The sequence below is a fragment of the Archangium sp. Cb G35 genome (assembly GCF_001896145.1).
GTDB lineage: Bacteria > Myxococcota > Myxococcia > Myxococcales > Myxococcaceae > Archangium > Archangium violaceum.
Genome location: NZ_MPOI01000001.1, coordinates 750812 through 775594, shown reverse-complemented (window position 1 = coordinate 775594; position 24783 = coordinate 750812). Strand labels below are relative to the sequence as shown.

The 24783-nt window shown below is 69.4% G+C and carries 24 protein-coding genes; 12 read left to right on the top strand and 12 right to left on the bottom strand.

The genetic code is table 11. From position 1 onward, the window contains the following. Positions 1-17: 17 nt before the first annotated feature. Positions 18-1637, bottom strand: a complete 1620-nt coding sequence (locus BO221_RS03215) for a peptide chain release factor 3 (protein WP_073558819.1) — start codon at positions 1635-1637, stop codon at positions 18-20. Positions 1638-1813: 176 nt separating this feature from the next. Between BO221_RS03215 and BO221_RS03210 the strand changes: the two genes are divergently transcribed. Beyond that, the gene (locus BO221_RS03210; protein ID WP_073558818.1) at positions 1814-2203 is read left to right on the top strand and encodes a RidA family protein; all 390 of its coding nucleotides are present in this window, start codon (positions 1814-1816) and stop codon (positions 2201-2203) included. A gap of 22 nt (positions 2204-2225) precedes the next feature. On the opposite strand, the gene BO221_RS03205 is transcribed toward BO221_RS03210, so the two are convergent. The 4 genes from BO221_RS03205 to BO221_RS03190 all read right to left on the bottom strand — a co-directional run bounded on the left by BO221_RS03205 (position 2226) and on the right by BO221_RS03190 (position 7432). Then, complete coding sequence (locus BO221_RS03205; protein WP_073558817.1) at positions 2226-4370, bottom strand: hypothetical protein; 2145 nt, start codon at positions 4368-4370, stop codon at positions 2226-2228. Between the two features lie 469 nt (positions 4371-4839). Beyond that, complete coding sequence (locus BO221_RS03200) at positions 4840-5631, bottom strand: ABC transporter permease (protein ID WP_073558816.1); 792 nt, start codon at positions 5629-5631, stop codon at positions 4840-4842. 5 nt (positions 5632-5636) lie between these two features. Continuing rightward, positions 5637-6440, bottom strand: coding sequence for an ABC-2 family transporter protein (locus BO221_RS03195; RefSeq protein ID WP_073558815.1), 804 nt, complete (start codon positions 6438-6440; stop codon positions 5637-5639). After that, positions 6437-7432 carry an ATP-binding cassette domain-containing protein gene (locus BO221_RS03190; RefSeq protein ID WP_073558814.1) on the bottom strand — a complete coding sequence of 332 codons (996 nt, stop codon included), beginning with the start codon at positions 7430-7432 and terminating at the stop codon, positions 6437-6439. Before BO221_RS03190 ends, BO221_RS03195 begins: the two co-directional genes overlap by 4 nt. Before the next feature lie 62 nt (positions 7433-7494). Between BO221_RS03190 and BO221_RS03185 the strand changes: the two genes are divergently transcribed. Next, positions 7495-8691, top strand: a complete 1197-nt coding sequence (locus BO221_RS03185; protein WP_073558813.1) for a small ribosomal subunit Rsm22 family protein — start codon at positions 7495-7497, stop codon at positions 8689-8691. A gap of 54 nt (positions 8692-8745) precedes the next feature. On the opposite strand, the gene BO221_RS03180 is transcribed toward BO221_RS03185, so the two are convergent. The 3 genes from BO221_RS03180 to BO221_RS03170 all read right to left on the bottom strand — a co-directional run bounded on the left by BO221_RS03180 (position 8746) and on the right by BO221_RS03170 (position 11358). Beyond that, entirely contained in the window at positions 8746-8934 is a 189-nt protein-coding gene (locus BO221_RS03180) for a hypothetical protein (RefSeq protein WP_073558812.1), read from the bottom strand. A gap of 71 nt (positions 8935-9005) precedes the next feature. Continuing rightward, entirely contained in the window at positions 9006-9860 is an 855-nt protein-coding gene (locus tag BO221_RS03175) for a hypothetical protein (RefSeq protein WP_073558811.1), read from the bottom strand. Between the two features lie 112 nt (positions 9861-9972). Continuing rightward, a complete protein-coding gene (locus tag BO221_RS03170; protein ID WP_073558810.1) occupies positions 9973-11358 on the bottom strand; it encodes a M20/M25/M40 family metallo-hydrolase in 1386 nt (461 codons plus the stop codon). A gap of 143 nt (positions 11359-11501) precedes the next feature. On the opposite strand from BO221_RS03170, the gene BO221_RS03165 reads away from it, so the two are divergent. From BO221_RS03165 to BO221_RS03150, 4 genes are all read left to right on the top strand, one after another. Further along, positions 11502-11873: a response regulator gene (locus BO221_RS03165; RefSeq protein ID WP_043406008.1), complete on the top strand. Its 372-nt coding sequence runs from the start codon at positions 11502-11504 to the stop codon at positions 11871-11873. Between the two features lie 20 nt (positions 11874-11893). After that, entirely contained in the window at positions 11894-12793 is a 900-nt protein-coding gene (locus BO221_RS03160; protein WP_233165604.1) for a TIGR02266 family protein, read from the top strand. A gap of 179 nt (positions 12794-12972) precedes the next feature. Next, the gene (locus BO221_RS03155; protein ID WP_073559442.1) at positions 12973-14598 is read left to right on the top strand and encodes an ATP-binding protein; all 1626 of its coding nucleotides are present in this window, start codon (positions 12973-12975) and stop codon (positions 14596-14598) included. After that, positions 14591-15028 (top strand): hypothetical protein, encoded by a 438-nt coding sequence (locus tag BO221_RS03150; protein WP_073558809.1) that lies wholly within the window; start codon positions 14591-14593, stop codon positions 15026-15028. The genes BO221_RS03155 and BO221_RS03150 overlap by 8 nt, the downstream gene beginning before the upstream one ends. Positions 15029-15044: 16 nt before the next feature. Here BO221_RS03150 and BO221_RS03145 read toward each other — a convergent pair whose 3' ends face one another. After that, positions 15045-16190: a class I SAM-dependent RNA methyltransferase gene (locus BO221_RS03145; protein ID WP_073558808.1), complete on the bottom strand. Its 1146-nt coding sequence runs from the start codon at positions 16188-16190 to the stop codon at positions 15045-15047. A 71-nt stretch (positions 16191-16261) separates the two neighbouring features. On the opposite strand from BO221_RS03145, the gene BO221_RS03140 reads away from it, so the two are divergent. Beyond that, entirely contained in the window at positions 16262-17146 is an 885-nt protein-coding gene (locus BO221_RS03140; protein ID WP_073558807.1) for an oxidoreductase, read from the top strand. A 48-nt stretch (positions 17147-17194) separates the two neighbouring features. Here the strand turns inward: BO221_RS03140 and BO221_RS03135 are convergent, their stop codons facing one another. The 3 genes from BO221_RS03135 to BO221_RS03125 form a co-directional block, all read right to left on the bottom strand. Further along, positions 17195-18028, bottom strand: coding sequence for a hypothetical protein (locus BO221_RS03135; RefSeq protein WP_073558806.1), 834 nt, complete (start codon positions 18026-18028; stop codon positions 17195-17197). 123 nt (positions 18029-18151) lie between these two features. Then, a complete protein-coding gene (locus BO221_RS03130) occupies positions 18152-18970 on the bottom strand; it encodes an SAM-dependent methyltransferase (RefSeq protein ID WP_255408428.1) in 819 nt (272 codons plus the stop codon). A 38-nt stretch (positions 18971-19008) separates the two neighbouring features. Continuing rightward, complete coding sequence (locus BO221_RS03125) at positions 19009-19569, bottom strand: NifU family protein (RefSeq protein WP_083680696.1); 561 nt, start codon at positions 19567-19569, stop codon at positions 19009-19011. A 187-nt stretch (positions 19570-19756) separates the two neighbouring features. Here BO221_RS03125 and BO221_RS03120 point away from each other — a divergent pair, with 187 nt between their 5' ends. The 5 genes from BO221_RS03120 (at position 19757) to clpA (ending at position 24756) form a co-directional block, all read left to right on the top strand. Continuing rightward, positions 19757-20326, top strand: coding sequence for a DUF2378 family protein (locus tag BO221_RS03120; protein WP_073558804.1), 570 nt, complete (start codon positions 19757-19759; stop codon positions 20324-20326). 10 nt (positions 20327-20336) lie between these two features. Then, complete coding sequence (locus BO221_RS03115) at positions 20337-20777, top strand: hypothetical protein (protein WP_073558803.1); 441 nt, start codon at positions 20337-20339, stop codon at positions 20775-20777. A 156-nt stretch (positions 20778-20933) separates the two neighbouring features. Further along, a complete protein-coding gene (locus BO221_RS03110) occupies positions 20934-22112 on the top strand; it encodes a GNAT family N-acetyltransferase (RefSeq protein ID WP_073558802.1) in 1179 nt (392 codons plus the stop codon). A gap of 9 nt (positions 22113-22121) precedes the next feature. Beyond that, positions 22122-22448: an ATP-dependent Clp protease adaptor ClpS gene (locus BO221_RS03105; protein WP_073558801.1), complete on the top strand. Its 327-nt coding sequence runs from the start codon at positions 22122-22124 to the stop codon at positions 22446-22448. 4 nt (positions 22449-22452) lie between these two features. Next, positions 22453-24756: an ATP-dependent Clp protease ATP-binding subunit ClpA gene (gene clpA / locus BO221_RS03100; RefSeq protein WP_073558800.1), complete on the top strand. Its 2304-nt coding sequence runs from the start codon at positions 22453-22455 to the stop codon at positions 24754-24756. Positions 24757-24783 lie beyond the last annotated feature (27 nt).

The following is a 24783-nucleotide window of genomic DNA, read 5'->3' as shown; positions in this document are numbered from 1 at the left end:
CCGGAAGCCGGGGAAGCTCAGCTCCCCGTGGGGGAGAGCTGGCGCAGGATCGGCGCCGCGGAGAGGAACTTCAGCTCCGGGTGCTTCTCCTCGGCGTGCTGCAGCGCCCAGTCGTCCCGGAAGAGCACCAGCGGCAGCCCGTCCCGGTCCTGCACCGTCTGCCGGTTGCCTTCCCAGTCGAACGTCTTTGGATCGAAGTTCTGCCCCACCACCCACCGCGCGTGGCCGAAGGGCAGCCGGTCCAGAATGATGCGCGCGCCGTACTCGTGCTCCACCCGGTACTGGAGCACCTCGAACTGCAGCGCTCCCACCACGCCCACGATGGGATCCTTCATGCCCATCCCGAGCTGCTGGAAGATCTGCACCGTGCCCTCCTCGGAGAGCTGCTCCAGCCCCTTCTCCATCTGCTTGCGGCGCAAGGGATCCTTCGAGCGCACCACCGCGAAGTACTCCGGGCTGAAGCGCGGCACGCTGTCGAACAGCAGGTCCTCGCCCTCGCACAGCGTGTCGCCGATGCGGAACATGCCCGGGTCGAACAGGCCAATCACGTCCCCCGGCCACGCGTCCTCGATGGCCGTGCGCTCGGCCGCGAGGAACTGGCTCGGCTTGGCCAGGCGCACTTCCTTGCCCAGCCGCGAGTGGAACGCGCTCATCCCCTTCGTGTACCGGCCTGACACCACGCGCATGAACGCGATGCGGTCGCGGTGCGCCGGGTCCATGTTCGCTTGAATCTTGAACACGAAGCCCGCGAACTTCGGGTGCGTGGGCTCGCGCGGCCCGTTCTTCGTCTGACGCGACGTGGGCGCCGGCGCCAGCTCCAGGAAGTGGTCCAGGAACGGCCGCACGCCGAAGTTCGTCATGGCGCTGCCGAAGAACATCGGCGTGAGCTGCCCCTGCTCCACCTTCTCGCGGGTGAACTCGTCGCCGCCGATGTCCAGCAGCTCGATCTCCTCCTTGAGCGTGGCCAGCTCGCGCTCGTTCAGGACGGTGAGGATGTCCGGCGAGTCGATGGAGACGGAGCGCTCGGCGACCTCGGACTCACCATGGCGGCCCTCGGCGGCGAAGACGTGCACCACCTTGGACTGCCGGTCATACACGCCCCGGAACTCGGGCCCCATGCCAATGGGCCAGTTCATCGGGTAGGCGCGGATGCCGAGCACCTGCTCCAGCTCGTCCATGAGCTCCAGCGGCGCGCGGCCCCAGCGGTCGAGCTTGTTGACGAAGGTGAAGATGGGGATGCCGCGCATGCGGCAGACCTTGAAGAGCTTCTTGGTCTGCGGCTCGACGCCCTTGGCCGCGTCGATGAGCATGACGGCCGAGTCGGCCGCCGCCAGGGTGCGGTAGGTGTCCTCGGAGAAGTCCTGGTGGCCCGGGGTGTCCAGCAGGTTCACCGCGTGGCCACGGTAGGGGAACTGGAGCACCGAGGAGGTGACGGAGATTCCGCGCTCCTTCTCCAGCTCCATCCAGTCGCTCGTGGCGTGGCGGCTCGCACGGCGGGCCTTCACGCTGCCGGCCAGGTGGATGGCGCCGCCGTAGAGCAGCAGCTTCTCGGTAAGGGTCGTCTTACCGGCGTCGGGGTGGGAGATGATCGCGAAGGTTCGCCGACGGGCGACTTCCTGGTCGAGCTCGGGTGCCATATCGGGAAGGGAACTATCACGGGGCGTGCGTTTTTTCGCGGGCTTCAATGTAGGGAGCCGTTCCGCCGGAAAGCGGACGGGCCAGCGGGCCCCCGCCTGGACCCCGGGTATGTGTCCACTCCCGCTCGGAGAGCGCTAGGGTGGGGGCTTCCTCCACCCCTTTCCCAAGGAGCCCCATGCAGCGCACCACCTACTCGACTGGTACCGCCTGGGAACCACGTGTGGGCTACTGCCGGGCCGTCCGCATGGGCCCGTTCATCTCCGTTTCCGGCACCACCGCCACGGACGCCTCGGGCCACGTGGTGGGCGAGGGAGACATCTACGCCCAGACCGTGCAGGCGCTGACCAACATCCAGACGGCCATCGAGGCCCTGGGTGGCCGGATGGAGCACGTGGTCCGCACCCGCATGTACGTGACGGATATCGCCCTCTGGGGAGACGTGGGCCGGGCCCATGGCGAGTTCTTCGGCACCATCCGCCCCGCCACCAGCATGGTGGAGGTGCAACGGCTCATCGATCCGGTGATGCTCGTGGAGATCGAGGCCGAGGCCATCGTCCCCGAGTGAGCGGAGCGCCGGGCTTCGCCGCTCACCGCTTCTCCATCCATATCATCAGCACACAATCCTGGAAGAGCCGCTCCACGGTCCGCACATCGGGGCTCTCCTCGCCCGTCGCGGCGCTCAGCACCTTGCGTGCCCGCTCATCCAGGAGGCTCACGTACCCGCAGACCCTGTCCGAACAGTCCCGGGGCTTCGCACGGAAGCGCGAGCACCATTGCTTCCGCTCCGGCAGCGGAGCGCCGGGATTCGGAATTGGCCCCGCCGCCGCCAGGCCGGGCGCATGGCACGCGACGTACTCACGCATCTCCCCGAGGCACGCCCGTGCCGCCTCCTCCGGGATGTCCGAGGCCCCAGCGTTCGCCATGGCTCCGGCCGCCGCGGCGCGAATGGAGGCGGAGGGAGAGCGCAGCGGACCCTGGAAGATCTCCCGCAGCTCCGCATGGGGGAGTGGCAGGCGCCACGCATTAGAGAAGAAGACGACGTCCGGGGGCTCGCTGGCCACGCCCTTCGCCAATTCCCGGCTCACGTCGGCACCGGCAGCCCTGAGCTCGTCACGGCTGTGTGAGAACAAGCTCTGGAGCACCACGCGCTTCCCTCCAAGCGCCCCCATCTTCCCGCCAAACGCCTCCAGCGTCCCGGGCACGAACGCGAGCCGGACCAGGTGGGGCCTGAGCGGCATCTTCGTCGAGATGGCCAGCAGGGAGCGCACCACATGGGGACACTGCTTCGCCAGCCACGGAAAGAGAACCGCCGCACGCTCGGCATCCTCCCACCCCAGCCGCGGCCCCACCGGCTCCAGCGCACGACAAGGGGCCCGCGACAGCTCCTGGACGAGTTGGGACGGCTCCATCCGTGTGAGCTGTTCCTCGAAGGCCTGCACCGAATCCCAGCACCGGTCCGCCTGCGCCGCCACCGCCGCGAGCCGCCCCGGAGCCTCCACCGGCACGTCTCCCGCCTGGGAGAAGAAGACACATGGCACGGCGGCCATCCCCTCGGCGAATGCTTGCGGTGAGGCACGGGCCCTCCCCAGCCGCTCGAGCAGCACCTCCGCCACGCTCGCGGAGGGCGAGTGGCTTCCGCTCCGCACCGACTCCAGCAGAGACACCAGCAACGGGCTCTCGGGAGCCCACGGCAACGAGGTCCCGAGCCGTGCATCGGTAGACACCGTGCCCGTCAGCAGCAACGCCAACCAGCGTGTGGCGTCCGTGTCGAGCCCCAGCAGCCCGGACAGCAGCGGCATCAGCGCCTCCGGCTCCCGCGTCTCGCGGACCCGCGCCTCCAGCAGCGGCAGCAACACCCGCGCCTCCCGCCCGGCGAGACGGCGCGTCGCCGCCGCGTCCACCTGGGAGGCCCGCTCCAGGGCCGTGAGGCACTCTCCGGTCCGGCATTGCCGGGCAAGTCCCCGCTCCAACAAGGGAAGGCCGAGGCGGAAGGCCTCGGGCGAACATCCGTCCGCGGCCAGGGCCCGCATGAGCATGCCCTTCTGGGCAAGCCCGCGCGCGAGCGCCACACGCTCGTTCCGGGTGGAGCTCGGGCCACACAGCTTCTGCGCGGGGGATTGCCGGGCACGCGAGTGGAGGTCCTGCGCGGCGGGGCACTGGTTGAAGTCCTCGCGCGCCAGTCCCGCCGCGTACGCCTGGGCGAGGACCCGTATCGCTGCCCGGCACCGGGGCTCGGCATCCAGGTCCTGGCGCATGCAGCAGTCCACCTCCTGCTCCACCTCGCGCCAACGCCACACGGGGTCGCGGCGGCGCCACACCTGCTGGCAGTCCCGCCCCTCCACCCCTTCCCGCTTGCCCACGCGGAACTCGAGGCCCTGGGAGCGGGCGGATACCCCCAGCGCCACGAACGCGTACGCGGACCCGGACAGCTCCATCCGGTAGGCGAAGTGGCACCCGGAGACCCATCCAGGCCCTGGCACCTGTGGCCGCGAGCCATCCTTGCAGGGCAGAGGCCGGAAGTCGGATTCGTTCAGGTGGACCTGGTCGCCGTCCTGGATCCGGATCGGAGCGGACGCCGACATGACCAGGGAGCGGAGCTCGAGGAGATCGCAGAGCGCTTCATCCTCGAGTGCCTCGGAGGCAGGAGTCCTCGCTTGCACCGGACTGGCCAGCAGCACGGCCATGAAGAGGAGTCCCGCCGCGACCACGTACCGGCCACACCTGCTCGTCATGATGGGGCTCCCAGCGGGACTTCATTCACCAGGGCCCAGTGTAGCGGAGGAAGTCTGCCCCCCACGCCACGCAACAGGCGGCTTCACGGAAGAGCCCCGCCCGGAGGGCTGGTGTCAGCCCGGGCCGCCGCGCAGCCGCGCCAGCTCGGCGAGGGCCTCGGCCAGTTGACTGCTCTGAGGGAACCTAAGCCCCCCTCGGGCGGCGGACCAAGGGGGTCTCGAATGGAATCGTTCGGCGGAAGGCGGCTGGTCGTCGGCTCGGGATGGCATTGGAGTGGCCCCTCGTGCAGGTACCGGGCCGCCGGACCCGGACGCCTACACCTTACCTCGGAGATGATAGCCATCCCATGTGACTTCGCAAGTCACGTCGGGCCGTGCTTCGGGATTCAACCCGCGTGACGGGCACCCTCACCCCGTCCCTCTCCCGAGGGGAGAGGGGAAGTAGGCAAGAAGTCAGGTGGGGTGACGCTCAACTGCTCGCGGAAGTGTAGCGGCCAATCGAGTGCAGCCACACCCGCCTCGACAGGAAGGCGAAGAGGATGGAGCCCACCACCGCCCAGACCAGCGACGTCCACGGCAGCCGTCCCAGCATCGCCTCCGCCGGGAAGGTCGTCATCACCGCCAGCGGAATCACGAAGGTGAAGACGAAGGCCAGCACCCCACGGAACACCGACGCCGGCCAGCGCGCCGCGTCGAAGATGGACGTGAAGAAGTACGTGAGGTTGTCCACCTTCACCACGTAGAAGGCCGCGGCCACCGTCAATATCCACAGCGAGTAGAGCAGCAGCACGCTCGTGCCCAGCAGCACCAGCGACGCCAGCACGCCCAGGAGTGAGGGAGCACGGCCAATCAGGTGGAAGCCGTAGACGAACAGCCCCAGGCCCGCCAGCACGTTGATGGAACGCCACGGCAGGAAGCGCGCGGTGGACACCAGGAACTGCGCGTCCGCAGGCTTGAGCAACACGAAGTCCAACGTCCCCTTGCGGATGTGCTCCACCACGCCGGTGAGGCTCGGATTGATGGCCCCCTCCAGAATCCCCTGCAGCAGGGTGAACCACCCGATGACCAGCAACGCCTCGCCGAAGCTCCACCCGGCGATGGACTGCCGCTCGCGGTAGACGACGAACAGCGGTGCCAGCGCGGTGGCCGTCCAGAAGAGGGAGATGATGCCCTCGATGACGAAGTCGCCCCGGTATTGCATCGCCAGCAGGCTCGAGGCCCGCAGCTGCACTCCGAGCAGACGCAGGTAGCGCCGCAGCATCTCCCTCACCCTCCAAAGGCCGCGAAGCGCTTCAGGCCCCGGTTCCAGAGTCCCAGGCTGATGACCAGCATCAACCCCACCCACAGCCACTGACGTCCCAGGAGCGCCAGCGCATCCCCGAAGCCGTGCGCGTTCGTCATCAACTCCACCGGCAGACCGATCTGATAGCGGAAGGGCAGCCAGTCGATAATGGTCCGCCACAGGGGCGGGAACAGGTCCACCGGGTAGAGGTAGCCCGAGCACACGAAGAAGAGCGCCAGCCACACGTCCATCAGCTTGGTGCTGCTCTCCATGTAGAGGCTCAGCGTGCCGATGGCCACGTTCACCAGGAAGGTGATGAGCCACCCGCCGAAGAGCGACACCAGGAAGAAGGCCCAGCCCCACGCCGTCCCGGGCACCGACTTCCACCCCACCGTGGACACGGCGAAGATGGCCACCGGCACCACCACGAACAGCCGCATGGGCATGGCGCCAATGTTCTCCGCCGCGTAGCTCCACAGCGGCGAGATGGGCCGCAACAGGCGCATGGCCAGCGTGCCCTGGCGGACCTCGTAGTTGATCATCCACGCCGCCCACGCCCCCGTCAGCTGCCGCACCACGAAGGCCGCCAGGAAGTAGCGCACGAAGTCCTGCGAGCCGTACGGGCCCACCGGCGCCTCCCGCGCCACCGCCGTCCACAACGCCAGCATGATGAGCGGCATGGTGGTGGACAGCACCCAGACGAACATCTCCGCCCGGTAGGCCACCGCCTCGGAGACGCCGATGCGCAGCAGCGTGGGCAGCGCCCGCAGTGTGCTCCGCGCGCTCATGGCCCCACCTTCTCCCGGCGCGCCTTGCTCTCGGCGAACAGCTCGCTCATGACCTCCTCCAGCGGCGCGTTCTCCACCGTCAGGTCCTGCACCGGCAGGCTGGAGAGGGCCCGGCTCACGGTGGCGTTGACGGCGTCCTGCGGCACCTGCAGCACCGCGGTGACGTTGTCGTGCGTCACCACCTTGCCCAGCGGCGCCAGGCTGTCCGCCCCCACCGCCTGGTTGAGGCGCAGCACCACCCGCTTCTCTGGCCGCACCCGCTGCACCAGCGCGTCCAGGCCGCCGTCGTACGACAGCAGGCCCTTGTCGATGACGATGACGCGCGGGCACAGCGCCGCCACGTCGTCCATGTAGTGGCTGGTGAGGATGAGCGTGGCCCCGTTGCGCTCGTTGTAGGACTTGATGAAGGTCCGCATGATGGCCTGCATGGACACGTCCAGGCCGATGGTGGGCTCGTCCAGGAAGAGCACCTTGGGCCGGTGGATGAGCGCCGCCGCCAGCTCGCACTTCATCCGCTCGCCCAGCGACAGCTGCCTCGCCGGCTTGCCGATGAGCTCCTCCAGCTCCAACAACGTCACCAGCTCGTCCAGCGTCTGCTTGTATTGGGCGCGGGGGACGTCGTAGATGGCTCGATTGAGCTCGAACGTCTCGGCGGGCGGCAGGTCCCACAGGAGCTGCTGCTTCTGCCCCATCACCAGCATGATCTTCTTGAGGAACGCATCCTCGCGATGGCGGGGAACATGACCATCCACCCGCACTTCACCGCTCGACGGGTGGAGCAGCCCGGAGAGCACCTTGAGGGTGGTGGTCTTCCCCGCCCCGTTGGGACCGAGGAAGCCCACGCGCTCGCCGGGCTTTATCTCGAAGGAGATGCCATCCACCGCCTTCACGGACGTATAGGTCCGGTGGATGACGGAGCGGAGGGCGGCCTTGAGGCCAGGCGGGCGCTTGTGGACCTGGTAGTGCTTGCGCAGGTCTCGGACGGAAATCATTTGGGACGGGGTTTAACGCGGTTGCCCTTCAGAGGCGACCCCTCGTTGGAAGGCAGGGTTGGATGAGTGGCGCTTACGGCAAGGACCTGGAGCGGTGGATACCGCGGCTCATCGCCGTCTGGCGCGAGGCCCGGAAGCGTGGGGACGGCCCCGAGACGCGCCTGACGCCCCAGGAGGTGAAGGAGGTGGGCGCCGGGGTGAAGCAGCTCTCCCTGGGGCTGACGCGCGACCGGAAGCTGGCCGGCGCGAAGTACATGGACGACCCGAAGCTCCTGGGCGCCTACCTGCTCTTCTACTGGCCCGTCTCCTACGCCCAGGCCCGTGAGGCCCTCGGGGAGCTTCCCAACCGGCCCCGGACGGTGTTGGACCTCGGAAGCGGACCGGGCCCCATGGCCTTCGCCGCCCTGGACGCGGGAGCCGCCGAGGTGACGGCCGCGGACCGGAGCAAGCCGGCGCTGACGCTCGCCCGGGCGCTTGCCGCGGAGGCGGGCGAGGCACTGGCCACCCGGGAGTGGGACCCCACGCGCAAGGCGGCTCCGCCCGAGGGCAAGTACGACCTCATCACCATGGGCCATGTGCTCAACGAGCTGTACGGCTCGGGGGACGAGGCGGTGAAACCGCGCGCGGCGCTCCTGGAGCAGGTGCTGGCACAGGTGAAGCCGGGCGGGAGCCTGCTGGTGCTGGAGCCGGCGCTGCGCGAGACGTCCCGGCTGCTGCTGAAGGTGCGGGACGAGATGGTGGAGAAGGGCTACGCCATCCGCGCGCCGTGCATGTACCGGGGGGCGTGCCCGGCGCTGGTGAAGGAGAGCGACTGGTGCCACGCGGAGCGCGACTGGCCCATGCCCAAGGTGGTGGAGGAGATCGCCCGGGCGGCGGGGCTCCACAAGGAGTCGCTGAAGATGAGCTACCTGATGCTGGCGCCCAAGGGCGAGGGCTGGCCGGAGCCGAGGCCGGAGCGGCTGTTCCGCATCGTGTCCGAGTCGCTCGAGGGCAAGGGACGGCAGCGCTTCATCGGCTGCGGACCCGAGGGGCGCATGGGGCTGGCGATGCAGGAGAAGCACCGCACGGAGAAGAACGAGCGCTTCTTCAAGCTCCACCGCGGGGACGTCATCTCGGTGACGAACACGGAGGCGAAGGGGGACGGGCTCGCGCTGGACGACACGTCCGAGGTGAAGGTGGTGGCCTACGCGGGCAAGGGTGTCCCACCGGCGCCCCCCACCCCTCTCCCCTCGGGAGAGGGAAAGGGTGAGGGTAGCTGAACCCCGGGTTGCCCCGGGAAGAGGGCCCGTGTCACCAGGGCCCACCCTCGGGCCCTACTTCCGGGGATCGGAGAACCCGCCATCGAGCAGCAGGCCGCGCATGAAGCGGAAGGCGAGCACGCTCTCGATGGCGGAGGCGATAAGCGCCTGGGTGAGCACGCTGGCCTCGACACGCAGCAGCGCCAGGGTGCTCGGCGAGGGAGCCTCGGTGCGAGGGGCATTCAAGAAGGACGCGACGTTCATGGGAGCCTACTCTTCACCCTCCATGAGAAGCCCGAGTGGCTCGCAGGTGAATTCGTGGTGACGTCGCGCCCTCAGATGGCCAGGCCGAACGAGAGGTACGGGCCGGGCAGCACGTCCTGGTGGACGACGCCATCCACATGGCCCGCGTCATTCAGCACCAGCATGCGCATACCACCGCGCAGGGCCAACAGGCGCGAGTCACCGAAGTACCACGCCAGACCTCCCGCCGCGTCGAACTGGCGATAGGGCCAGGGAGTGAGTTGCACCCGGGCCTCCAGGGCCAGCGAGCTCACCAGGTACAGCTCGGACGAGAGCCCCACGCTGGGGCCGATGAAGGTGACATCCGCCGCCTTCGCGATGGACACACCGCCCTCCAACCGTACCCGTCCCACCCGCCCCTTCAACACGGCCATGGACAGGTGCAGCCCCGTCACGGAGACGTCTTCCGTCACGCCGCTCCCATCCTCCGCTCGCAGGGAGAGCGCGCTCGCCCGCACGAAGGCTCCGAACTGCTCCCCCTCCAGGCCCAGATGGAGGCCCACCCCCGCGCCCTCACGCATGACCTGGGCCTCGAGGCCCAGGGTGAAGTTCCTGTGCTGGCGGGATGCGAATTCGTTCTCGTGCCAGGAGGCGCGCGAACGCCTGGGCGACACATAGGTATAGGAGGACTCGTACTCCTGCGGCGGCGGATACGGCTCCACCGGAGAGGCATCATGCACGTCGCCACCGGAGCCCGAGTCCTCCGTCACGGGGGAGGCATCGTGCACGGGGCCGCTGGAGCCCACGGCGGAGGCATCATGGGTCCGCGAGTCCGACGCCTCGTCCGAGGACGTCGAGCTCTTGCCGAAGCGAGCCTCGGCGGAGGCGGACACGAGCAACGCCCCGGCGAGCAGGGCACACGACAGGGTACGGAGGGGCGAGGACATAGCGGTTTCCGGTGGTGGACGACTCATACTCTCGGACGGGACGGGTTCCCGGGTATTCAATCAGGCGGCCTGGACCCTCACCCCGGCCCTCTCCCAAAGGGAGAGGGAGGAACTACTTCAGGTCCTTCGCCAGCTCCTCGTAGAGGTGGATGGCGCTGCGCACCGCCTTCTCGTAGTCGCCCAGGTGCAGGCTCTCGTTCTCCGAGTGTGCGTTCGTGTACGGGTCCTCCACGCCGATGAGCAGCGCCGGCACGCCGCCCAGCTCCTTGGCGAACGGCTCCACGAAGGGAATCGACGCACCGCATCCAATGGCCACCGGCTCCGCCCCGTAGCCCTTGCGCAGCGCGCGGAACGCCGCCTGGAAGGCCGGGTGCGAGATGTCCGTGAACCACGGGCCCGCCGGCGGGTCCTGCTTGATGTGAAGCTCCAGGCCCCAGGGCACTACCTTCTCCAGGTGCTCCACCAGCCGCCGCTGTACGTCCTGAGCGTCCATGTCCGGCACGACGCGGATGCCCACGCGCGCCCACGCCACGTCGCAGATGATGTTGCGCGCGTCCTTGCGGCTGCTGGCCTGGATGGCGTTGATGGCCAACGCCGGCTGCCGCCAGTTCATCTCCCACGGGTGGCGTCCGCCCAGCAGTTGCGCCTCCGGCACCAGGCCCGCCTGCTTCTTGAAGTACTCCGCGTCACCCGGCAGCGCCTGGATGCTCTGGCGCTCGGCCTCGCTCAGCGGACGCACCCGGTCGTAGATGCCCTCGACGGCGATGCTCCCGTCCGGATTCGTCAACGTCGCCAGCATCCGGCACAGCGCCATCACCGGATCCGGCACCGGCCCGCCCCACATGCCCGAGTGCACCGCCTGCCGCAGCGCGCGCACCTCCACGTCCACCGTCACCAGTCCACGCAGCGCCGTGGTGATGGAGGGCAACCCCGTCTCGAAGTTCGACGTGTCCGTCAGCACGATGGCATCCGCCTTCAGCAGCGCCTTGTGCTTCTGCAGGAACGTCCCGAGGTGTTCGCTGCCCACCTCTTCCTCGCCCTCGATGACGACCTTCACGTTGAGCGGCAGACTTCCCGCCCCCTTCAGCCACGCGTCCACCGCGGAGGTGTGCACCACGATGCCCGCCTTGTCGTCCGCCGAGCCCCGGCCGTACAGCCGGCCCTCCCGCTCCTGCGGCTCGAACGGCGGGCTCTTCCACGCCGCCTCGTCTCCCGCTGGCTGTACGTCATGGTGGGCATACAGCAGCAACGTGGGTTTGCCAGGGGCCTTCAAAATCTCGCCATACACATACGGATGTGCGCCTTGTATCTCCAAAAGCTGCACATTTTCGAAACCACGCGACTTCAACAGTCTCGCTGTCGCTTCCGCGCTCGCGCGCACATGGGCGGGATCGAACCCATCGAAAGACACACTGGGAATGCGGATCAACTGCTTCAAATCTTCGAGATAGCTGTTCTTCTGCGCGTCGAAATGGGCCAGGGCCTTGTCGGTGGACATGCGCTCTCACTTACTCGAAAAGCAGGCGGCGCGGGACGCATGCGTCGACTTCCCGTCCATCCTCTTTCACGCTGCGTTCAGCGATGCACGGCGTTTCAGGTTGTGCGGGCATTCGTCTGGGATATGCTTTACCATTCACGCGCATGACCACCCCGACGCTCCTGCTGGTCGATGACGATCGTTTCGTCCGTCACCTCCTGAAAGACGCCATCCACGAGAGTGGCCTGGATGTGCGGCTGCTCGAGGCCTCCGATGGTCAGGAGGGGCTCGAGGTGGCGGCGCGCGAGCATCCCTCGGTGATGCTGCTGGATCTCTTCATGCCCCGGCGCAGCGGGCTGGAGGTGCTGGCCGCCATCAAGGAGTCATCTCCCGACACGCGGGTGCTCATCATCAGCAGCATGGATGCCGAGCCCGTGGTGGAGCAGGCGATGTCCGCCGGGGCCGTGGGCTTCGTGGGCAAGCCCTTCCATCCGTTGGAGATCGCCCTCGCCGTCCGGAAGGCCCTGGCGCACTGAGCCCCTCACGAGGAGACCGCGTGTCGACGAATTATTGGATCGGAGATTCCATCGGTCGCGTGCTGGGGCCCCTGACGCTCCAGTCGCTGCGTGAGCTGATCGGCTCGGGGCGGCTCAGGGCCGTCACCCGCGCCTCGCGCGACGGCTCCTCGTGGGAGCCCATCGAGCAGTTCAACGAGGTGAAGGATCTGCTGAGCGCGCTCCAGGCCAACCCGGCCGCCGAGCAGCAGCAGGCCGAGCGGATACGCCAGCAGCTGCGGCAGATGCAGGGGATGCCGGCCCACCAGCTCTTCGGCGTGAAGCCGGACGCGCCGGTGGAGGAGCTGCGCGGCGCCTTCTTCCGGCTGGCGAAGCGCTACTCGCCGGAGCACCAGAGCCCGGACACCCATCCCGAGCTGCGCAAGGTGCACGCCGAGGTCTTCGAGCTGCTCTCCAGCCGCATGCGCGAGGCGGAAGCCCAGGCTCCCCGCGCGGCCCCTGGCGCCCGGACGGGCACGCCCCACGCCGGGATGCGCGCCGTCCAGCAGCAGGCCCCGGTCTACACCTACTCGGCGGAGGAGTTCGTCGGGCTGCAGCAGACGCGCAACGACCGGCTCCAGGTGGACGTCAAGGTGACCCCGCGCACCCTGGGCATCTTCACCGACCACCGCATCATCAACCTCCAGGCTGGCGGCCTCTTCATCCCCACCGCCACGCCGCTGCGGCTGGGCACGCGCGTGGACCTGGTGCTCCACTTCGAGCAGCAGCAGAAGCAGATCAAACTGCGCAGCTCCGTCATCTGGGAGTACACCCTGGACGACGGCAAGCAGCCGCGCGGCTACGGCCTCGGCCTGGCGGATCTCCGTGCGGAGGAGCGCTCGTTCCTCGACGAGTTCCTCCGCAGCGGTGGCCGCGCCGGGGCGACTACAACAAGCCGCTGAGGAAGATGGCGGCCAGCATCAGGTAGCCGGCCGCCACCACCACCACGGCCTTCAGTTCCAGCTCGTCCGGATTCGTCACGTTGGCGAAGCGCATGTGCAATTCCCCCGTCATGCCCTACGCTTGGGTCTACGGAGCACGGCGGAAGTGATTGCATCCGGGAGGAACTGAAGTGTCCGACATGGCGGAGTACCGGCCGCTCGAGGGGCTCCCCGCTCCGATCCTGGTGGTACGCGACAACCACGTGGTCTACGCCAACCCGGCGCTGCTGAGGTTGCTGGGCATCGGCCTGGAGGAGGTGCGGGCCACGGAGCTTCTGAAGCTGCTGGCCCACTACGCGCCTGGGGATCAGTCGTGGTTGGAGCCCATGCACGCGAACCTAGCGAGCGGGCAGGGATTCCCCGACACGGTGTGGGTCCGCATCCGCGAGGCGGGAGGCCAGGAGCGGACCTGGTGCATGCGCCGGGGCGAGGGGCCCAAACCCGGGGAGCTGCTGCTGATGCTGACGGACGCCGAGGGCGAGGCCAGCACGCGGCGGCTCACCGAGGCACTCGTGCAGACGGCCGGTGAGATGGTGCGCTGCCGCGACGAGCAGACGGTGCTGGAGACGGCCGTGGAGGCCATCCACCAGCAGGGCTTCTTCGTGACGGTGCTGTTGCTCGAGGGGGAAGTGCTCGTCCATGGGCCCATGCGGCAGGACCCCGCCCAGGTGGCCGCTGGCGAGCTGCTCTATGGGAAACCCATTCAGGAAGTGCGCTTTCCCCGCTCCAGCATGCCCCACCTCGAGGAGGTGCTCACCCGGCGCAAGGCGGCCTTCCACCAGGATTTCCTGCGGGCCCTGGAGAACTTCCATCCCTCGGAGCTGCTGGCGCAGATGCGGCGTGCCCACCCCGTCGTCCGGGCCCTGGACGCCCCCATCTTCGTGGAGGGGCAACCCTACGGGGTGTTGTCCGTCCAGGGCACGACGCTGACGCCCACGAGCGCGGCCACGCTGGAGTTGTTCGCGCGGCAGGTGGGCGGAGCGCTGGAGAACGTGCGCCACCACCGGCTGGCCGCCCTGCGGCTGGCCGAGCTGTCGCGGCTGCAGTCGGAGCTGGTGGCGCAGGAGCGGCTGACGGTGCTCGGCGAGGCCGCGGGCGTGGTGGCCCACGAGGTGCGCAACCCGCTGGGCTCCATCCTCAACGCGGTGGCGGTGCTCAAGCGGGACAAGCTGGGCCCCGTGGGCACGAGCGCGGTGGAGATGCTGGAGGAGGAGGCCACGCGGCTGGACGCGATGGTGCGCGACCTGTTGGACGTGGTGCGTCCGCTGGAGCCCCGGCCGCGCCCGCTCAACCTGGGTGAACTGGCCCGGCGCACGCTGGAACTCTTCCACGAGCGGCGCCAGCTGGGCACCGTGAAGGTGACGATGGACGAGACGCCCGGCCTGCCCGTGATTCAGGCGGACGAGACGCTGCTGCAGCTGGCGATGGAGAACCTGTTGCGCAACGCGGTGCAGGCCTCGCCCACGGGAGGGCTGGTGCGCGTGGCGGTGGGGGGCGTGCCGGAGGGCGTCTGCCTCATCGTGGAGGACCACGGCCCCGGCGTCGCCTCGGGGGATGTCCATCGCATCTTCGAGCCCTTCTTCACCACGCGCACCACGGGCACGGGACTGGGCCTGGCCGTGGTGCGGCGGGTGGTGCTCGCCCATGGGGGCACGGTGTCGGTGAGCCAGCGGCACGGAGGCGGCGCGCGCTTCGAGCTTCGGCTGCCGCTCCACCTGGAGCCGAAGCCCCTTCCACCCACGCCCGCTGGACACAAGCATGGCTGAGGAGCGCGAGGCACGGTTGCTGGCGACTCCGCCCGAGGCGTGGCACGTCCGGGACTCCCTGGTGGTGGGCTGGTACGACGGACCCACCGAGGGGTTCTGCTGGCTGGAGCCGCCAGGGGCCCGGTTGTATTTCTCGCTCCTGGAGGAGCGGCACAACCCCCACGGCCTGGATGACAGGCTGTTCACCGTCCACCTGCTCTCGCCTGGCACCTACGAGGTACTCCAGCCCCTCTTCGACTTCGAGGGCGGGCGCATGGACCCCGTCAGGGAGGAGCGGCTCGACCGCGAGGTGAAACAGGCCATCGCCAGCGCCACCCCCCTGGACCTCCTCGTCTACACCCAGAACTGGAGGCAGGTACTCGGGTGCTGGAGGAGGAGCGCCTACGAGCCCAGGGGCAGGACCTGGTTCGAAACGCTCGGCATCGAGTGAGGGCGCGGCCCGGCCTTCAGGGAAGGGTGCACACCAGCAGGCGGCAGCGCAGGCCGCCGTTGCGCACCGGGAGATTGCGCCCCTCGGGCAGGCCCAGCGCGCGGAGGAGGCCCGGGTCCTCCGGGAGCAGCACCGCGGCACGCCAGCCCGCGAAGGCCCGCCGGAAGGTGGCCCCCATCGCCCGGTACAACCCCGGCAGGTCCTCCGCCTCCCCCACCCGCTTGCCGTAGGGAGGATTCACCACCACCAACCCGGGTCCGAGCCCCGCCGGTGCCGCCAGCGTGCGCACGTCCTGGCGCTCCAGCGTGAGCGTCACCCCGGCCCGCCGCGCGTTGCGCCGCGCCGTGCCCAGCGAGCCCGCGTTGATGTCGTAGCCCCTCAGCGCCGAGCGCGGTGAGGCCAGGGCCTCCGCCTCCGCCCTCGCCTTGCGCGCGCCCCAATCCGCCGCGTCGAAGCCGGGGAAGCGCTCGAAGGCGAACGTCCGCTGGAGCCCCGGCGCCCGCCGCTGGGACATCCACGCTCCCTCGATGAGGAAGGTGCCCGAGCCACACATCGGGTCCACCAGCGGCTCCACCCCGTCATACCCGGCCAGCACCAGGATGCCCGCCGCGAGCGTCTCGCGCAGGGGCGCCCGGCTCACCTCCTGCCGGTACCCGCGCCGGTGCATCGGCTCGCCGCTGGTGTCCACGCTCACCGTGCACGTGTCGCCCTCCACGCGGACCAGCAGGGTGAGGCCCTCCGAGGACTCCTCGTCCAGCGGGCCCGCGCGCTCCACCGAGGGCAGCCCCCAGGCCCGTGCCGCGGCGGCCAGCACCGCGTCCGGCCCCTTGAAGCGCGCGCGGTGCAGCACCACCGAGAGCCTCGGCGCCGTCCGCCCGTCCCACACCGCGCCCAGGGGCAACCCCGCCAGGCCCTTGGCGAGGGCGTTGGCGTCCGCCGCGGCGAAGCGCCCCAGGCGCAGCCACACCCGGCTCGCCGTGCGCAGCCGCAGGTTGGCCTCCTGGTGCAGCCCCGGCGCGCCCGTGAGCTCCACGCCTCCGTCCACCGGACGGGACGAGAAGCCCAGGGCCTCGGCCTCGGTGTGGACGGCGGGCTCCAGCCCCGGCAGCGCCGGGACGAAGACGTGCTCCCTCTGTTGGACGTTCGTCACCTGAAGCGGCATTGTCCGCGGCTGACGCCCGGCCGCAATGCTTTCCTCGAAGGAACGTCCACCGGGCTGGTAGGAAGCAGGCCATGAGCGCAGCCGTGACGACCGCCCGGAATCGTCCCAAGGAGTACGAGGTAACGGTGAGCGAGGTGCGCCTGGAGACGCACGACACCGCCACCCTCTCCCTGGACTTCGGCCCGGAGCGTCCCGAGTACAAGGCCGGCCAGTTCATCAACCTGGACCCGCACCAGTTCCCCGCGCTGGGCCGCTTCTCCGCCTACCTCCAGGAGCACAAGGGCCGCAAGGAGCCCGCGCGCTCGTACTCGCTCGCCTCCGCGCCGCACGAGCCCCTGGTGGCCATCACCGTGAAGGACGAGGACTACATCCCCGGCTTCACCCGCTACCCGCCCCTGCTCTCGCCCTACCTCGTCCACGCGCCGCTCACCGGCTCGCGCATGAAGGTGCTGGGCTTCATGGGGCCCTACGTGCTGCCGGACGACGTGGAGGAGCGCACGGACCACCTCGTCCACATCGTCGCCGGCTCCGGCGCGGTGCCCAACTTCTCCATCATCAAGGACGCCCTGCACCGGGGTCTCAAGCCACGCCACACCGTCATCTGCTCCAACAAGACGTGGGGCGACATCCTCTACCGCGAGGCCTTCGAGGCGCTCGAGCGCGCGCACCCGGGCAGGCTGCGCGTGGTGCACACCCTCACCCGGGAAACGGACGAGTCGCGCTTCGGCGCCACCGTGCGCAAGGGCCGCGTGGGCGAGGCCCTGCTGGAGGAGCTCCTCCCGGACAAGGCCACGTGCCTCGTCTACGTGTGCGGTCCGGCCATCACCCCATGGGACCGGCGCAAGGCCCTGGAGACTCGCACCCCCGCCACACCGCGCTTCATGGAGGCGGTGCTCGGCCACCTCCACACGCTCGGCCTCGAGGACAAGCGGATCAAACGGGAGTCGTACGGGTAGCCGGGCACCAGGCCAAAGCCGGAGGACGGGCAGGCGCGGGCGTTCGCTTCACCCGGAAGAGCCGTCGTCGTCCGGCTTCGCTGGCTCCCGGGCGCCGGAGGCCCGCTCGTGCTCCCGCTGCGCGTACCGGGCTTCCCACTCCGCCGCCCTCCGGGCCCGCTGCTCCTCCTGGCGGGCCACGAGGTCATTGCCCATCCGCATGAAGTCCGCGAGCACCGGCCAATGCTCCTGGCAGAACGCCATCTCCTCCTCGGGAATCGGCGCGAGCGACAGCAGCGTCATGTAGATGAAGTCGGTATTGCGCTCGGGGTCCACCTTCCACTGCGCGTACGCCCGGAACAGCCGGAGCCGGGAGCACACGCGCCCGTCCTCCATCAGCACCGGCCAGCAGTCCTCCATCATCTTCAACGCCGCGCCCAGGTGCCCTTCGCGGCAGAGGATGATCACCTCGGGCAGCACCAGGAAGGTGACCCGCCCACCGAAGCGCCCATGGGCCTCGCCGAGCCAGTGCCGGGCCCGTGAGGTCTCCCCCATCATGGCCAGACACAACGCGAGGTGACCGGGCAGGACGATCTCGTCCAGCCGCATCGAGCGAGGCAGCCGCCGCACCATGAGCGGCTCCAGCACCGCCGCGGCCTCCACGTACCCGCTCCGGAGCATGCGGCAGAGCCCCACGCCCGCCAGCGCCGCCGTCCGGTGGGTGCCATACAGCCCCCGGGCCGCCCTCCGGAAGAGGGCCTCCGCCCGCTGGGGCTCTCCGCGCTCGCCCAGCAGGTGGAAGGCCTGATGGTAGTCCCGCAACCAGCGGCCGAGCCGCAGCAGCACCCACGCCGCGGCGCCCAGCAGCACGCCCAGCATCAACATCGCCAACACGTATTCCATGAGGGGCTCCTGGCTGACGGCGGAGGTCCAGTGCCCCACCCTACCGCGAACGTCACCCCGGGTCACGCACCCGGGCCCGGCGCGTGGACACGCCGGGAGCCTCGGGCCCGGGGCCCGTCACGCTCAGGAGGAAGGAGGAAGCGTCCGCGGCGCGGGCTCCACGCCCAGCACCCGCGCCAGCTTGGGCCGCACCCCGAAGGAGCCCAGCAGCGCCTCCAGCTTCGCGCGCGCCTGCCGGTTCTCCCGGTGCACCCGCCGGCCGAGAATCAGCTCGTTCTTCAGCGAGTGCTCCCAGCCCGTCAGCTCCGTCACCGTCACCTGGTAGCCGAAGGCCTCCAGCGTCAGCGCGCGAATGACGTTGGTGAGGTGGCTGCCGAACTCCCGCCGGTGCCACGCGTGCTGGTAGAGCAGCGCCAGCGTCGGGTCCACCGACTGCCGGGCCTCCTTGAGCTGCTGGGCCACCTCGGCCTGGCAGCACGGAACCACCGCCACATGGTCCGCGCCCTTCTGGATGGCCACCGCCAACGCGTCGTCCGTCGCCGTGTCGCACGCGTGCAGCGCCATGAGCACGTGGATGCGCTCGGGCCACTGCGCCTCGTCCAGGTGCGCCGTCTGGAACTCCATCCGCCCGAAGCCCAGCCGCCCGGCCCGCTCCTTCGCCCGCTGCGTCAGCTCCGGCCGCCCCTCCACGTTCAGCAGCGTGCCCGCCTCGGCGTCCTTGAGGAACAGCTCGTAGAGGATGAAGCCCAGGTACGCGTTGCCGCTGCCCGCGTCCACCACCACGGGCGCGCCATGCCGCGACTGCACGTCCTCCATGGCCGGCCGCACCAGGCCCACCAGGTGGTTGACCTGCTTGAGCTTGCGCAGCGCGTCCGCGTTGAGGTTGCCCTCACGCGTGAGCAGGTGCAGCTCGCGCAGCAGCTCCTTCGACTGGTCCGGCAACAACTCCCGCCGGACCTGCTTGCCTTTGACCTGCCGCCTCAGACGGACACCACCTCGGTGACCTCGGGGACGAGCTCACGCAGACGCGTCTCGATTCCCATCTTCAAGGTCGCCGTGGAAGAGGGGCAGCCCGCGCACGAGCCCTTCATGTGCAGGTAGACGATGCCCTCCTCGAAGCGGTCCAGGGTGATGTCGCCGCCGTCCTGCGCCACCGCCGGGCGGATCTCCGCGTCCAGGATGTCCTGGATGCGCGCCTCCACCGAGCCGCCCGCCCCCACCGCCGTGCGCGCCGCCGCCAGCGCCTCCTCGTTCACCGACGGCAGCCCCGCCGTCAGGTGCTCGTCCAGCGTGGCCATCACCGCGTCGTTCAGCTCGTCCCACTCGCCCTCGTCGCCCTTGGTGACGGTGACGAAGTTGCTGCCCACCATCACCGCCATCACACCCTTGATGCCCATGAGCTTGACCGCCAGCGGCGACTTCTCCTCCGCCGCCTGCTTGCTCGTGATGTTCACCGCACCGGACGACACGAGCCGCCGGTCCACCACGTACTTCAACGTGCTGGGGTTGGGCGTCCACTCGAGCTGGATGTTCACCGACATTTGGAAATTTCTCCTGTGCCCTTCCTCTAAGCCGCCCGTACGCCGGTGGCAACCGGGAGCTGGGGGAGTTATCTCCTTCCTCGTTCGCTTTATCTGACAATCAGATTTTTACCCGACTTCAGTGGAAGACCGTCCGGGCATGATAAGCTGAGTGAACGGTTGGAACTCCAACCGGGGGAGATGTCCCATGGAGAGCCCGAGTCTGCTGGCGCAGACCCCCAGATTGGCAACGCAGCCGCGCATCCCATCGAGTGTCTTCGAGGGCCTCTTCGTCCGTGGGCTGGAGCCGAACAGCCACCTGGCCCGGGCCCTGGAGGCCGAGGGGTATGACCCGAAGTGCCCCGAGCTGGACTACCCGGTGCAGGTGTGGAAGCGGTGCGTGGCGCTGGCCAGGGACCTGGCCTACGGAGAGCTGAGCGACGCGGACGCCTACCGCATCCTCGGCCGCAAGCTGACCGAGGGCTTCGCGAACACGTTGGTGGGCCGGGTGGCCGCGGTGGCGCTGCCCATGATTGGCCCGGCGCGCGTGGTGGAGCGGCTGCCGCGCTACCTGGCGATGATGGGGCGGCCGGACCTGGAGGTGCAGCTGGTGCCGGTGGGAGATCGCGCCCGGCGCATCACCATCCCGGACATCCACAACCGCCCGGAGTTCATCGCCGGCGCGCTCGAGGTGGCGCTGGAGCGGGCCCACGTGCAGCCCATCGTGAGCGTGGAGGATCGCTCGCACCTGGGCTTCCGCCTCCTGGTGCGCTGGTAGGAGGCACGCCATGGCCTACCCTCCCCGGCTGGCGCACCTGGCCACACGCCCCGTGGTGGTGGCGAAGCTGATTCCCACCTATGCACGCGCCCACCACATCGACGAGGACGAGGCCGCCCAGCGGCTCTCCTCCGCCCTCCAGGGAAGGCTGCTGCCGTGGCTGCTGGAGGAGGCGTGGACGGCCATGCGGGGCAAGTCCAAGCGGCTCGATGACGAGGGCCTGGTGGAGAAGGTGGCCACCACGTTGAAGGACCGGCCCATGCGGCCCGGACGAGTGGCGGAGCTGAACCCCGCGTGGAGCGCCTTCCTGGTGCTCGCGGACCTGGAGGCCGGCACCGCCAGCGAGGCCGCGCGCCGGGTGATGGAGTCGCCCGAGGGCCGTGAACGAGCCCAGGCCGGGCTGGCCGAGGTGGGCCGTTTCCTCGCCGCCGAGCTCACCCGGGGCCGATAGGCCGCTGCCCCCGGCCTGCCTTCCGGGCGCGGTCCGCGCGAACTTGTCCAACTGTTGGACAAGTTCAGGAAGACCGGGCCCGGCGGGCGCCCTCCCCCGGCTCGAGCGGGCTGGCGGGGCGGAAGCCCGGTCGTTATAGGCTGCGGCCGCTCGACGATGTCCGACCCGCTGCCGCCCACCCTGCGCATCCATCGCGCCATCACCGAGGTTCCCCGGGGAGCCTGGGACGCGTTGCTCGACGACGCGGGCCGCCCCTTCCTGGAGTGGGCCTTCCTCGCGGCACTGGAGGAGAGTGGCAGTGTGGGGCCCCATGTGGGCTGGCACCCGCACCACCTCACGCTGTGGCGGGGTGCCCGGCTGGTGGCAGCGGCGCCCGCGTACCTCAAGGACGACAGCCACGGGGAGTTCGTCGCGGACGGAGCCTGGGCCACCGCCGCCGAGCGGCTGGGCGTGCGCTACTACCCCAAGCTGGTGCTGGCCGTGCCCTTCACCCCCGTCACCGGCCGCCGGCTGCTGGTGGCCCCCGGCGAGGACCGGCCCGCCCGGGAAGCGGAGCTGGCCCTCGCCGCCCTGGAGTACGCCCGCGCCCGGAGCTTCTCCAGCGTCCACGTCCTCTTCCCCACCGAGGCCGAGACCCAGGCCCTGGAGGCCGCCGGTTACGCGGTGCGTCTGGGCGTGCAGTACCAGTGGCGCAATACGGGCTACGGCTCCTTCGAGGACTTCCTCGGCCGCTTCCACACCCGGCGGCGCAACCAGCTGCGCCGGGAGCTGCGCGCCCCCGCCACCCAGGGCCTCACCCTGCGCACCCTCCGGGGCCAGGCGCTGTCCGAGGTGCAACCGGACGACCTCTGCCGCCTGTATGCCTCCACGGTGGACAAGTATCCGTGGGGGATGCGCTTCCTGACCCGGGACTTCTTCGCCCGGATGCTGTCCACCCTTCCGCACGCCTGCGAGGTGGTGGAGGCTCGCCGCGAGGGCCGGTTGGTGGCAGGCGCCTTCAACCTGGTGGGGCCCCGGGCGCTCTACGGCCGTTATTGGGGCTGCTTCGAGGAGCACCCCTTCCTCCACTTCAACGTGTGCCTCTACCATCCGGTGGCGGACGCCATCTCCCGGGGGCTGGAGCGCTTCGAGCCGGGGGCGGGGGGAGAGCACAAGCTCCTCCGGGGATTCGAGCCGAGCCTCACCTGGAGTGCTCACTTGCTCTTCCACCCGGGGGTCGACCGGGCTGTACGCTCCTTCCTGGAGCACGAACGGGCGGCCGTGCTGGCTGGCCTGCCCCGGTGGCAGGCCGAAACAGGATTCAAGCGGGGGCCGTTGGTGCCCCCTACTCGTTAGAGGGAGACCATGTCCCGAGAGAAGTACGACCCGGATTCCAACGTTGTCACGGAGACGGTACCGCAGAAGAAGCTCAAGCGGCCCACCCTCTACAAGGTACTGCTGCACAACGACAACTACACGACCCGGGAGTTCGTGGTGGCCGTCTTGAAGGAGGTCTTCCACAAATCCGAGGCGGACGCCGTGCAGATCATGCTGCACGTTCATTACAACGGAATCGGCGTAGCTGGCGTTTATACGTTCGAGGTCGCCGAGACGAAGGTACGGACCGTGGAGGCGGCGGCGCGGGAGAATGGCTTCCCGCTGCGCCTCTCGATGGAACCAGAGGAAGGTTGAGACCGTGGCAGGACCGCTGATTGCCAAGGCATTGCAGGACAGCTTCCGGAACGCGATGGACGAGGCGAGCCGGATGCGTCACGAGTACCTGACGCTCGAGCACCTGGTGCTCGCGCTCACCAAGGACCCCCGCACCCGCGAAGTGCTCAAGGCCTGCGGGGCCAACATCAAGCGCCTCCAGGAGCGGCTGGTGGAGTTCCTCGAGGAGACCGTTGAGCGGCTCCCCGAGGGCGAGGAGGCCGAACCGCAGCAGACCATGGGCGTGGAGCGCGTGCTGCACAGCGCCGCCGTGCACGCCCTGTCCGCCGAGCAGAAGCTCATCGACGGCGGTGACATCCTCGTGGCCCTCTTCCGCGAGAGCGAGAGCCACGCCCTCTACCTCCTGCAGGAGGAGGGCGTCTCCCGGTTGGATCTGCTCAACTACATCTCCCACGGCACCACCAAGGACGGCGCCTCGTCCCCCGGGAGTGGAGGCGAGCCTCGCGGTGCCGTGCCCACGGGCGACGACGAGGAGGGTGAGGGCCCGCGCAAGAGTCCGCTGGAGGCCTACACCACCAACCTCAACGCCGAGGCGAAGCTGGGCCGCATCGACCCACTCATCGGGCGGCAGAAGGAGCTGGAGCGCACCATCCAGGTGCTGTGCCGGCGCCGGAAGAACAACCCGCTCTACGTGGGCGAGACGGGCGTGGGCAAGACGGCCATCGCCGAGGGCCTCGCGCTGCACATCCACGAGGGCAAGGTGCCCGAGGTGCTGAAGAACTCGACCATCTTCTCGCTGGACATGGGCGCGCTGCTGGCGGGCACCAAGTTCCGCGGGCAGTTCGAGGAGCGCCTCAAGGGCGTGCTCAAGGCGCTGCAGGAGCACCCGGACGCCATCCTCTTCATCGATGAAATCCACACCATCGTCGGTGCGGGGGCCACCAGCGGCGGCTCCATGGACGCATCCAACCTGCTCAAGCCCGCGCTGGCCAGCGGCAAGCTGCGGTGCATCGGCTCCACGACGTACCAGGAGTTCAAGGCCTCCTTCGAGCGCGACCGGGCCCTGTCCCGGCGCTTCCAGAAGATCGAGGTGGGCGAGCCGAGCGTGGAGGACACCATCCTCATCCTCGAGGGGCTGCGCAGCCGCTACGAGGACCACCACGGGGTGAAGTACGACACGGAGGCCCTGAGGGCGTCGGCGGAGCTGAGCGCCAAGCACATCAACGACCGCTTCCTGCCGGACAAGGCCATCGACGTGGTGGACGAGACGGGCGCGGCCGAGCGTCTCAAGCCCGAGGGCCAGCGCACCGGGAAGGTGACGGTGGCGGACGTGGAGTCCGTCATCTCGAAGATGGCGCGGATTCCGGCCAAGAGCGTGTCCGCCAGCGAGGGCGTGCAGCTCAAGAACCTGGAGCCGGAGCTCAACAAGGTCATCTTCGGGCAGGAGCCGGCCATCAAGTCGGTGGTGGACGCCATCAAGCTGGCGCGCAGCGGCCTGCGCGCGCCGGAGAAGCCGATTGGCAGCTTCCTCTTCTCGGGCCCCACGGGCGTGGGCAAGACGGAGCTGGCCAAGCAACTGGCCGCGGTGCTGGGCGTGGAGTTCCTGCGCTTCGACATGAGCGAGTACTCGGAGAAGCACACGGTGAGCCGGCTCATCGGCGCGCCTCCGGGCTACGTGGGCTTCGACCAGGGCGGTCTGCTCACCGACGCCATCCGCAAGCACCCCTACGCGGTGCTGGTGCTGGACGAGATTGAAAAGGCCCACCCGGACCTCTTCAACATCCTGCTCCAGGTGATGGACCACGCGACGTTGACGGACAACAACGGCCGCAAGGCGGACTTCCGCAACATCATCCTCATCCTGACGACGAACGCGGGCGCGAGGGAGATGAGCACCAAGTCCATCGGCTTCGGTGACAAGCAGGCGCCGGCGGACGCGCAGCGGGCGAAGAAGGCGATTGAAAACACCTTCACGCCGGAGTTCCGCAACCGCCTGGACGGGTGGGTGCTCTTCTCCGGACTGCCGCCCGAGGTCATCCTCAAGGTGGTGGACAAGGAAGTGGGCCTGCTCCAGAAGATGCTCACGGAGAAGAACGTGAAGCTGGAGCTGACGCCGGCGGCGAAGGCGTGGCTGGCGGAGCACGGGTACGACCCGGCCTTCGGCGCGCGGCCCATGGCGCGGCTGGTGGACAACACGCTCAAGAAGCCGCTGGCCGAGGCACTGCTCTTCGGCGAGCTGGCGAGCGGAGGCATCGCGCGCTTCGACGTGGAGGGCGAGGGCCTGAAGCTCAAGGCGCTGCCCGCTCCGGCGCCCGCCCCCGCGGCGTAGCGCGAAGACCCTCACCCCAACCCTCTC